Raw genomic sequence first — 8856 nt, forward strand, 5'->3', positions numbered from 1 at the left:
TTCAGTCATCGAAGCGGAACTCCCGCTGACGTCGGCGCTTGAAACGAGTCCGCCCCCCGTTTGCACGCCTGAGTGGGTCGAATACCGAGTCCATGCCGCACTCCTTGACCTCCCAAATGATGGCAAGCAGTTCGCCGAGCCTTCCCTTCGGAAAGCCGCGTTCCTTGAACCAACTCAAATACTCGATGGGTAGATCGAAGATCGGATAGCCATGAGGCGGGTGCTCGATTCGGCCATACTTGCCGAATGGCATCCGTGTCCTTCCGATTTCCTCAAGGAGGTTACGAAAGTCCTCGCGGTCAATCTCGTTCATCCCCTTCAAGCCTGACGGAGTCGGGACCACGGGGCGAGAACCAATCAGCGACTGGCTGTAGCTTCGTCCGGAGTATTCCGTTTCAGTGCGGCCGCCGACTCGCCGGCGGCCCAATCGCGATAGGTGTTGTCCGCAATCACCTCCATCTGTCCGGCCATGTTGGCATGTCCTTCGCCACAGAGCTGGCCACAGACCACCGATGTCTCCAGCTTCTTGTTCGGAGTGAACCACATCGGAATCTCACGACCCGGAATCGCGTCCTGCTGGATCCGCATGGGAACGATTGCGTAGTTATGAATCACGTCATTCGAGCCAATGTTGAGAATCGATGGACGACCGACAGGAATCTTCAGCACCGAGGTAGTGAAATCGTCCAGCGCATTCGGATCATCCAGGTCGATACCGGGATCACTGTTCGAAGTCATCAAGCGAGGATCGACCCGGCCGAAAATCCCATCTTCTCCGGGATAATGATAAGTCCAACCAAACTGCCAACCGATCACGCGGACCCGCACCGGGTCCCGCTCCTGGACGGTCTCCCAGGTGTCCGTCCGGTCCTTCCACAGCGGAAAGGCGAAACCGAGAAGAAGGACGGCTTCAAGAATAACGATTCCAACCTCAAGGTGACTTGAAATGTGGTTCTTCACCCCGGTGTAGGAAGCCTTCGGACTCACCGACTGCCGGAAGCGGAAGAGACAGAAAAGGAAGAACAGGGTCCAACCGACGAACAATGCGATCATCAACCAGTGGACCACATCGATCAGGTGATCGACCTGTCCGCCGTGGGCAGAAAAGTTGTCAGGAATACCGAGGAATTTCGAGGGACTCAGAGAGTTCATGGATCTTGAAAAAGTAGAAGACGGAAATCGAATCAGGCATCACCCTCGTATTCGTCGCGCAGCTCAGGATCGAGACTTGCACCTTCGCGGCGGGCGAGACGGACCATGCAGAAAACAACTCCGGCCAGCATCGGGACGATCACCATGAGCATGAAAAAAATCGACCATCCGGCCGCGTTTCCATCGCCACGGAAATTGTTGGCACAGGTGGCACAAGCTAGTAGGGAATCAATCATGGCTCAGAGGAGAATGTTGCGGGCTTTCCGATAAAAATAGACCCCGTAAATCGGCATGCCGAAGGTTCCGATGGCGCCAATAACCCCCACGGTCGTAATCACCGCTGTCCGGTCCTCCGCGAAGCCAAACGCCCAAACGGCGAAAAACACGCAGAGCAAGGTGCAGACCGTGACAAAAACAATGTGGAAGGATCTCAGTGACATGACGAGTTAGCTTACAGCCCAATGAAGTTTAAGCAACCGGGCAGAATCACGCCACCGGTCTTGAAATTGTCGTAGTGAATCGGATCGCCCTTTGCGAGGAAGACCAGAGCCGCCAGGGCGATCGCCATGATCACACCAAGGACGAGGACTCCATACACCCACGGCTTCTCGTGATTGAGGTGCATGAAGAAATACATCACCAGCGCCACCTTGCAGGAAGCGATCAGGAGACCCAGAACCATGTCCCAGGTATCAAAACCGTGCCCCCCGATATCGAGTGCGGGAACCGTCGCCACCATCACCGTCACGATCGTGCCGACAAACAGGCAAAGACCGACGAAGAGGTAGAGCTTCTGTGACTTCTTGATTGCTTCAGGAGAATCAGCCATGGAATTATTGAATGGTTATGGTTGGAGGAAAAATATCGATCACATGAGGTAGAAGATCGGGAAGGCGAAGATCCAGACAAGGTCAACGAAGTGCCAGAAGAGGCCACCGACCTCGACCCGGTTGGCGAGCCATTCCGGATTGGAAAGATACATCGCACGTCCGCAGAACAGGTAGTAACCCAGCACGATCGCCCCACCAATCACGTGAAGTCCATGAAGACCCGTGATCGCGAAGTAAATCGCATAGTAGGTGTTCCATTTTGGCGTAAACTTGGAATCGAGCATCACATATTCCCGCGGGACGCTGATGTGGGGAAACTGCGGTAAGTCGGCATTAGCCATCCGCGCCTTGTAGTCAGGCCCCATGAACTGCTCCTTCAGCGACATGCTCACCTTCGGCGGGGCAAACTTCCCCTCCGTGATCTGCACGTCCGCCAAATCCGTCTGCATGTAGTAGGCAATTTCCTGCCAGCCCATGCGATAGCGGTCCTTGTGGGTAGGCTCACGTCCTTGCTCTGCAAGCACCACTTCAAGTTGGCCAAGAGACTTCTGATGCTTTTCCCAAAGATCGGCAACCACCGGATTCTCCTTGATCAACCAGCTGGCCTGGATCGCGGCTTGAGGGTCCTGCCCCTTCTCCTCAGCAATCATCACGAGATGCTGGAAATCGATACCATCGACGTAGTGAAACACCATCGGGCTGTCCAAATACTCACCTGAAACCACCGTGTCATCTCGGAGCGTCAAACTCGAAGCATCCGGAACAACCTTGCCGATGACATCGTGGCTTCTGAATCGAAGCGTCAATGGCTTGTCGATATTGAAGGTGACGTTACCCTGATAGGGAAGCTCGATATCGGCATAGGAGACCTCCTTACCATCGATCTTCAGGGTCACCTTGTTCAAGTCGACGTCGGAGGCCATGCTGGCTCGTTTGCCGGCCTTCCAACGAGTATAGGCCAGCTTCCGCTCCTCTGGTCCATATTCCAGACCCTTGGGAAAATCGGCGGCAAAAGCCCCTTCACCCAACCCATCGGTTTCGTCTACCTCAGCCCACTTCTGATCCCAAGCCTCCGTTAGGAACTCGGTTCTCCAGGCAGCGTTCTGATTGCGATTCGCGATCTGTACCTTACCGATGTCCTCCAGCAGTTCGACGCTGAGCTCGACTCCCTTGCTGAACTTCTTCTTCTCGTCGCTCTCACCAGCAGCATTGAAATCGAGATCCTCCGCCAAGGTGATCGTGGACCCGGCGGCAGCAGCCTCGGCAATGTAATCTTCAACCCACGGCTTGTAGGGACGGACGACATTGAAGGTCAACGAGGACGCCGCGATCTTGTAATGGTTTTCCTCAATCTTCTTTCCTTCAGGAGTCCTCAGGTAATCAGGCTCGGCATGCTCGTCGTGGCCGTGGCCTCCCTTCGTTTCATAGCCCAGGTGACCCTCCACAATCGAGTAGTCCGTGATCCGGACCGCCTGGTGATGGAACTTCACATAATATTCCACCCCTTTGAAGACCATGAAGATCGCAGCGCATGCAACCGTAATGCCCATGAAGATCTGGAAGCGGCGCCATTGCCGCATTTTAAGTGACGCCCACGCGAACACCACCGTCACCGAAGAAGCGATCAGGATGAAGGTGTTGATCAGCCCGGGAAGAACCGGCAGCGTGCGCTCCGGCCACGGGTAGTCGGCACCGATTCGAAGGAAAACGTAAGCTGAGAAGAAGCCACCAAAGAGCATGACTTCGGACGCAAGGAACAACCAAATGGCGATCTTCGAGTTGAAGAGTCCGGTATCCTTGCGCGGGGTGACAATGTAGGGAATTTCCATTTCCTGAAAAAATAAGGTCGGTGATCAGTGGGAAGCGGGTGTCCCTGGCTGGGTCTCGAGGTCGGGCTTGGGCTTTTTCGGAGCGATCCACTGAGGCAGGTAATCCTCGTCGCAATCCGGCCGGCTGTATTCATAGGGACCGCGGTAGGCCGCCACATCGAAGGTGAAGTTACCATGCCCTGGAGGCGTTGGCGTCGCCCACTCCAAAGTGGTGGCATTCCATGGATTGTCGCTCTCCACCTTTCGCCCGGCAATGGCGCTGATGACGAGATTGATCAGGAACGGAATCTGTGCCAGTGCCATCAACCATGCGCCGTAGGACATCAGGATGTTCAGATCGATATGCTCGGCGACCGTTGAACTGAAAACATTGGTGCTGTCCGGAGACTTGGCGAGGTAAGCATCTCCACCGTTATACCAGCGGCGATGGAAACCCGCCATACCCTGCGTGAGCATCGGGAAGAAGATCATGTTCATGCAGATCAGACTTGGCCAGAAGTGCAGGTGGCTGAGCTTGCTGCTCATGTAGCGTCCCGTGATTTTCGGGAACCAGTGATAGACGCCTGCAAAGAGACCGAACAGGATGCCCGGAGCCACCACGTAGTGGAAGTGACCGATCACATAGTAGGTGTCGTGGAGGTGGAGATCGACCAGATTGAACGCGAGGGGCAGACCGGTCAAACCACCGATACCGAACATGGGCAGGAAGGCGCAGGCCCAGATCATGGCCGGAGTGAAGCGGATCGAGCCACCCCACAGGGAAATGATCAACGAAGTCAGCAAGACCACGGACGGGATCGATATCAGCACCGTGGTGGTTTGGAAGAAAGTGGAAACCACCGGACCCATTCCCGTCAGATACATGTGGTGAGCCCAGACGATGAACGAAAGGAATCCGAGCACCAGAACGCTGTAAACCATGGCCTTGTAGCCCCAGAGCGGCTTTCTCGTATTGGCCGGAATGATCTCGGCAACACAGGCAATCGCCGGAAGGAGGAGCACATACACCTCGGGGTGGCCCAGGAACCAGAAGAGGTGCTGGAACAGCAATGGCGATCCGCCACCTGAGAGCTCAAGCAAGCCCTCAGCCTTGGTGTAGAGCCCGGAAGGCATGAAGAATGAAGATCCCGCAACCCGATCCAGAAGCTGCATGATGCCGGCGGCCTCAAGCGGAGGGAATGCAAGAAGGAGGAGGAAACCCGTCACAAGCATCGCCCACACAAAGAACGGCAGACGCATCCAGGTCATTCCGCGTGCACGGAGGTTGATGATCGTCGTGATGAAATTCACCGAACCCAGCAGGGACGAAGTGATGAGAAGCACCAAGCCGATGAGCCACTGTGTTTGTCCCGCCAACCACTGATTGACGATCTGAGCATCTGCCACACCGGCGAGCGGCGAGTAGTTGGTCCAGCCCGACTTGGCCGCACCGGACTCCATGAAGAAGGATCCGCACATGATCAACCCGCCGGCGAGGTAGAGCCAGTAGCTCATCATGTTGAGCTTCGGAAACGCCATGTCGGGCGCTCCGATCTGAAGCGGAGTGACGTAATTGCCAAAGGCGCCGAAACCAAGCGGCACCACGCCGAGGAACACCATGATCGTCCCGTGCATGGCACCGAACATATTATAGGTTTCACCCGTCACCTTCCCGTCCTGAAGCCAGCGAGCCTGCCAGTTTTCACTGAAGAAGATGCGCATCCACTCCGGAAGAGGTTCGTGCGGATAGGCGATACTCCAGCGCATCACCATCATCAGGAAGAACCCGAAGAGGAGGAAGGCACCGGCAGTGATGCCGTATTGAATACCAATCGTTTTGTGATCGGTCGAAAAAACGTATTTCTGGAGGAAGCCGGGATCGTGATGATCGTGTTCCTCGTGGTGGTCGGCAGTGGCTGCGTGGGCGCTCATGCTAGAAAGGTAATGATTCGCGTTTTACTCTGACGGGGATTCCGCAGGTTCAAGTGAAACTGGATCCACCATCGCGGTTGGATCGAGTGGCTCGCCCGGAAGTGCTTTCAGGTGTTCGGCCGTCAACTCTTCAGCGGTCACCGGAGTTCCAGGATTCGCTCGGGCTTCAGAAATCTTCATGGCCTCAGCCGCCATTTCGGTCGTGACCACATCACCGGCGGAGTTACCGAAGGAATTACGAACGTAGGTCATCACCGCGCCCAGATCGGTCGGGCTCATGCCGATCCCTTGAGCAGGCATCACGCCCCAGACCTTGCCGGTACTGGTTGGACCGCTCATGCCATTGATGACGATCATGGCAAAAAGCTCCGTGTCCCCCAGGACCCACTCGGAGCCAGCCAGAGGCGGGAAGGCACCCCCACCCTTGCCGTCGGGAGCGTGGCAACCAATGCACTTGCCGTAGATCTTCTCGCCCTTGGACATGTAGGCTTTCAGAGCCGGCACCGGAGGCAGCGCCCCACCGTCATCGGTATCCAGCGTTTGACGGACATAGCCCGGGCGCACGGTTTCATCGTAGTCAAACATGCTGCCGGCCTTGCCGAGCGCACCACCCGCGACGAGTGCCACAACCGCGCAGGCACCAAAGATCCAGAGCGACATCGGCTCTTTCCCTCCTTCGTCCACGTGCTTCTCACGCACAACGGCGGCGGCTTCACGCAGCATCTGCTCGTGGGACGTCGTCACATTCAATGACTCGTCGAGATCAGGCTTGTTGGAATCTTGCATCGAATTATCGGAATCGCGGAAAGGTTTCAGCCCTCACTGTCGCCACCCTTCTGATCGGCGGGCGAATAGTCCATGGAGGCAGGAACGGGATCGTCGTGCTTGAGAGACATCAAATAGCTGACCAGTGCGCGGGCCTTTTCGCCTGGAACAATCTCAAATCCGGGCTTGGTCGCCACTTCGATCGCGTTGTCTGATCGTTCGCCCATGATCTCACGTTCCTCAAATAGAAATGTAAATGGAGGGCAACTTGACCAATCACGTAGTTCGGGATTGAGACGAGGATCGTAGAGGTGGAGGTAAAGCCAATCGCGGGCCTGACCGTCGATCTCTCCAGCGCTGGCGTCAGGACCGGCAGCGGCGCGAATTCGTGCAGGAATCCGACGGCCAACGTTCATAAGGTCGGGTCCCAGCCGGGTCACGCCTATTGGAGCGAAATCAAGTCCCGAGTAATCGAAGGCGTTCGATTCGCGACGGGTGTCCTTACCGGTATCGGCATCGAGTTTCAGCCCCCCCCAATCCGGACGACCCAAGTCATTGCCTGCATCGGTGTTGCGAACGACCTGAGTGTGGCACTGGTAGCAACCGTTTTCCGCATAGACCTCGTAGCCATTGGTCAGCCGTCCAGAGCGCTTCGGAAAATAGATCCCCGTCTGCTCATCAATTCCCTCCTGAAAGGAAACCGGCGAAGGATCGCGCATCTTGAAAAACGGCACGACCACCACGGCCAGCCAGGCGATGCCGAAGCTGAAGGTGAGACCAAAGGCAAATTGTCGGAAGTTCATCGGGTAGGGAAAGTCAGGTCAATGGGCGGTCGCGGGACCGACGTTGTCGATATCACCCTCAGGCCCGTGCGGGCTTTCGTGGTGAGGCTCTACCAGAAGCGTCGGATGCGAACTCCGGCGGCCAAGTCGAAGCCACATCAGCGTCAGGTGAATAAAGAAGAAGAAGTTCGAAAGCAGCAGAATGATCCATGCCATGGTGGTGAACACCGCGTAGGGGAAAGCACGCCCGGCAGCATCCTCCCATGGCTGGGCGAAGTTCTCCTGACCAACGCCCTGCATCAGGCCACCGAAAAGAGCGATCAAGACAATCCCCCCCACCCCGTAGACGGAGAGGAAAAAGTGCATCTTGATCAAGCGGCGAGAAAGCCATTCACGCCGGGTGATTCGTGGGACAATGAAGTAGATCGCTCCAAAGGCGATGAAACTGAAGAATCCGTAGAGAGCCAGCAGATCGAATCCGTAGCCCGAGATGGTGAACTGAGTGATCTTCATGACACCCGGTGCATTCAAAAGAACAGCCGCGGCACCCAGGATCAGAAGACTGATCACGCCGGTAACGGTGAAACGAAGCGTTGGACTCTTTGCTACCATGTCGCCGGATGCAGCCGCAGTTTTGACCAAATTGATCCCGGAAATCGCCGCAGGGACACCGAAGAGGATCGTCGCAAAGGCACCGAGGTAAGGCAGGAAGTTGGGGATGGGTGCTCCCGTCAGCTTCTGAAGGCCGGCCCAAGGCACAATGATCGCCAGAGTCCAAAAACCAGTGAGTGACAGCGAGTAGTTGTAGACCGGACGTCCCGTGACCTTGGGGATCAGGTAATACGCCATGCCAATCCCAATCGGCACGAAGAACATCAACAGCAGGGCCGAGTGGAACCAAGCGCTGACGCCCGCAGCGCCAAGCGGACTGCCATCAAAGCCAAACACCAGGATATTGGCCGAGGCGAAAATCCATGGAAACCAGATCATGGCAGCGAGGAGGTACCACTGTGAGATGTAGGTGTGTCCGACGGGGCGGACCTTGAACTGGACCATCGACCAGATCGTGATCGCTACGTAGCAGAGCAGCATCGGAATCCATGTGAATGATGGCATTTCCATGAAGGGAACTCCGGTGCCACCCCCTGCAAGAATACCGATGACCCCGAGCGAGACCACCAGATTCCAGACGTGACCGGCGACCAGAATCGTCCCTGCGGCGCGGCACTCCTGACGGGAAAGCCGTGCCATCAGCCAGATGATCATGCCAAACGCGGCCTGGCATCCCCATCCATAAACCAAGGCACTTTGGTGGGCGACAAAAACGCGCCCGTAGGTCAACCATGAATAGCTGGCGAGAAATTCAGGGCTGTGCACCTTGGCTGAGGAAATAATCCCCAGGAGGATTGCGACTGCCAGCCAGGCGGCACCGCTGGTGAAGAAGAACATCACCGGGTGGCGAAGCGAACGGTCGATTGACGCACGCAAGGTGTCGTCATGTTCGAGATATTTTTCAGAGTCGCTGGACATTGCGGAAATCGTTTACTTCACAGGAATGATGTCGGCCTCGGTAAGCATGGGCTTGCC

10 protein-coding genes are annotated in these 8856 nt (G+C 56.2%); all 10 read right to left on the bottom strand.

Annotation, left to right across the window (positions count from 1 at the left end; translation table 11 throughout):
* Window position 1: 1 nt before the first annotated feature.
* Genes WBG04_RS08065 through WBG04_RS08110 form a run of 10 tightly spaced genes read right to left on the bottom strand, consistent with a single transcriptional unit; the run spans window position 2 to window position 8799 of the window.
* Window positions 2–313, bottom strand: coding sequence for a DUF3820 family protein (locus tag WBG04_RS08065; protein ID WP_424313895.1), 312 nt, complete (start codon window positions 311–313; stop codon window positions 2–4).
* A 44-nt stretch (window positions 314–357) separates the two neighbouring features.
* Window positions 358–1152: a cytochrome c oxidase subunit II gene (locus WBG04_RS08070; RefSeq protein WP_424313896.1), complete on the bottom strand. Its 795-nt coding sequence runs from the start codon at window positions 1150–1152 to the stop codon at window positions 358–360.
* 32 nt (window positions 1153–1184) lie between these two features.
* A complete protein-coding gene (locus WBG04_RS08075) occupies window positions 1185–1388 on the bottom strand; it encodes a hypothetical protein (RefSeq protein ID WP_424313897.1) in 204 nt (67 codons plus the stop codon).
* Between the two features lie 3 nt (window positions 1389–1391).
* Window positions 1392–1592: a hypothetical protein gene (locus tag WBG04_RS08080; RefSeq protein WP_424313898.1), complete on the bottom strand. Its 201-nt coding sequence runs from the start codon at window positions 1590–1592 to the stop codon at window positions 1392–1394.
* 11 nt (window positions 1593–1603) lie between these two features.
* Window positions 1604–1981: a cytochrome C oxidase subunit IV family protein gene (locus WBG04_RS08085; RefSeq protein WP_424313899.1), complete on the bottom strand. Its 378-nt coding sequence runs from the start codon at window positions 1979–1981 to the stop codon at window positions 1604–1606.
* Window positions 1982–2020: 39 nt separating this feature from the next.
* Window positions 2021–3811: a cytochrome c oxidase subunit 3 gene (locus tag WBG04_RS08090; RefSeq protein WP_424313900.1), complete on the bottom strand. Its 1791-nt coding sequence runs from the start codon at window positions 3809–3811 to the stop codon at window positions 2021–2023.
* A 24-nt stretch (window positions 3812–3835) separates the two neighbouring features.
* Window positions 3836–5722 (bottom strand): cytochrome c oxidase subunit I, encoded by a 1887-nt coding sequence (locus WBG04_RS08095; RefSeq protein WP_424313901.1) that lies wholly within the window; start codon window positions 5720–5722, stop codon window positions 3836–3838.
* A gap of 24 nt (window positions 5723–5746) precedes the next feature.
* Window positions 5747–6508, bottom strand: coding sequence for a c-type cytochrome (locus WBG04_RS08100; RefSeq protein WP_424313902.1), 762 nt, complete (start codon window positions 6506–6508; stop codon window positions 5747–5749).
* Between the two features lie 26 nt (window positions 6509–6534).
* A complete protein-coding gene (locus tag WBG04_RS08105; RefSeq protein WP_424313903.1) occupies window positions 6535–7290 on the bottom strand; it encodes a hypothetical protein in 756 nt (251 codons plus the stop codon).
* An 18-nt stretch (window positions 7291–7308) separates the two neighbouring features.
* The gene (locus WBG04_RS08110; protein ID WP_424313904.1) at window positions 7309–8799 is read right to left on the bottom strand and encodes a cbb3-type cytochrome c oxidase subunit I; all 1491 of its coding nucleotides are present in this window, start codon (window positions 8797–8799) and stop codon (window positions 7309–7311) included.
* Between the last annotated feature and the right edge of the window lie 57 nt (window positions 8800–8856).

The sequence above is a fragment of the Haloferula sp. genome, assembly GCF_049672945.1.
In the GTDB taxonomy this organism is placed as follows: domain Bacteria; phylum Verrucomicrobiota; class Verrucomicrobiia; order Verrucomicrobiales; family Akkermansiaceae; genus Haloferula.

Bases quoted from the DNA above. Each gene is read 5' to 3' on its own strand.
- WBG04_RS08065 (WP_424313895.1), bottom strand. From the start codon at position 313: ATGAACGAGATTGACCGCGAGGACTTTCGTAACCTCCTTGAGGAAATC.
- WBG04_RS08070 (WP_424313896.1), bottom strand. From the start codon at position 1,152: ATGAACTCTCTGAGTCCCTCGAAATTCCTCGGTATTCCTGACAACTTT.
- WBG04_RS08075 (WP_424313897.1), bottom strand. From the start codon at position 1,388: ATGATTGATTCCCTACTAGCTTGTGCCACCTGTGCCAACAATTTCCGT.
- WBG04_RS08080 (WP_424313898.1), bottom strand. From the start codon at position 1,592: ATGTCACTGAGATCCTTCCACATTGTTTTTGTCACGGTCTGCACCTTG.
- WBG04_RS08085 (WP_424313899.1), bottom strand. From the start codon at position 1,981: ATGGCTGATTCTCCTGAAGCAATCAAGAAGTCACAGAAGCTCTACCTC.
- WBG04_RS08090 (WP_424313900.1), bottom strand. From the start codon at position 3,811: ATGGAAATTCCCTACATTGTCACCCCGCGCAAGGATACCGGACTCTTC.
- WBG04_RS08095 (WP_424313901.1), bottom strand. From the start codon at position 5,722: ATGAGCGCCCACGCAGCCACTGCCGACCACCACGAGGAACACGATCAT.
- WBG04_RS08100 (WP_424313902.1), bottom strand. From the start codon at position 6,508: ATGCAAGATTCCAACAAGCCTGATCTCGACGAGTCATTGAATGTGACG.
- WBG04_RS08105 (WP_424313903.1), bottom strand. From the start codon at position 7,290: ATGAACTTCCGACAATTTGCCTTTGGTCTCACCTTCAGCTTCGGCATC.
- WBG04_RS08110 (WP_424313904.1), bottom strand. From the start codon at position 8,799: ATGTCCAGCGACTCTGAAAAATATCTCGAACATGACGACACCTTGCGT.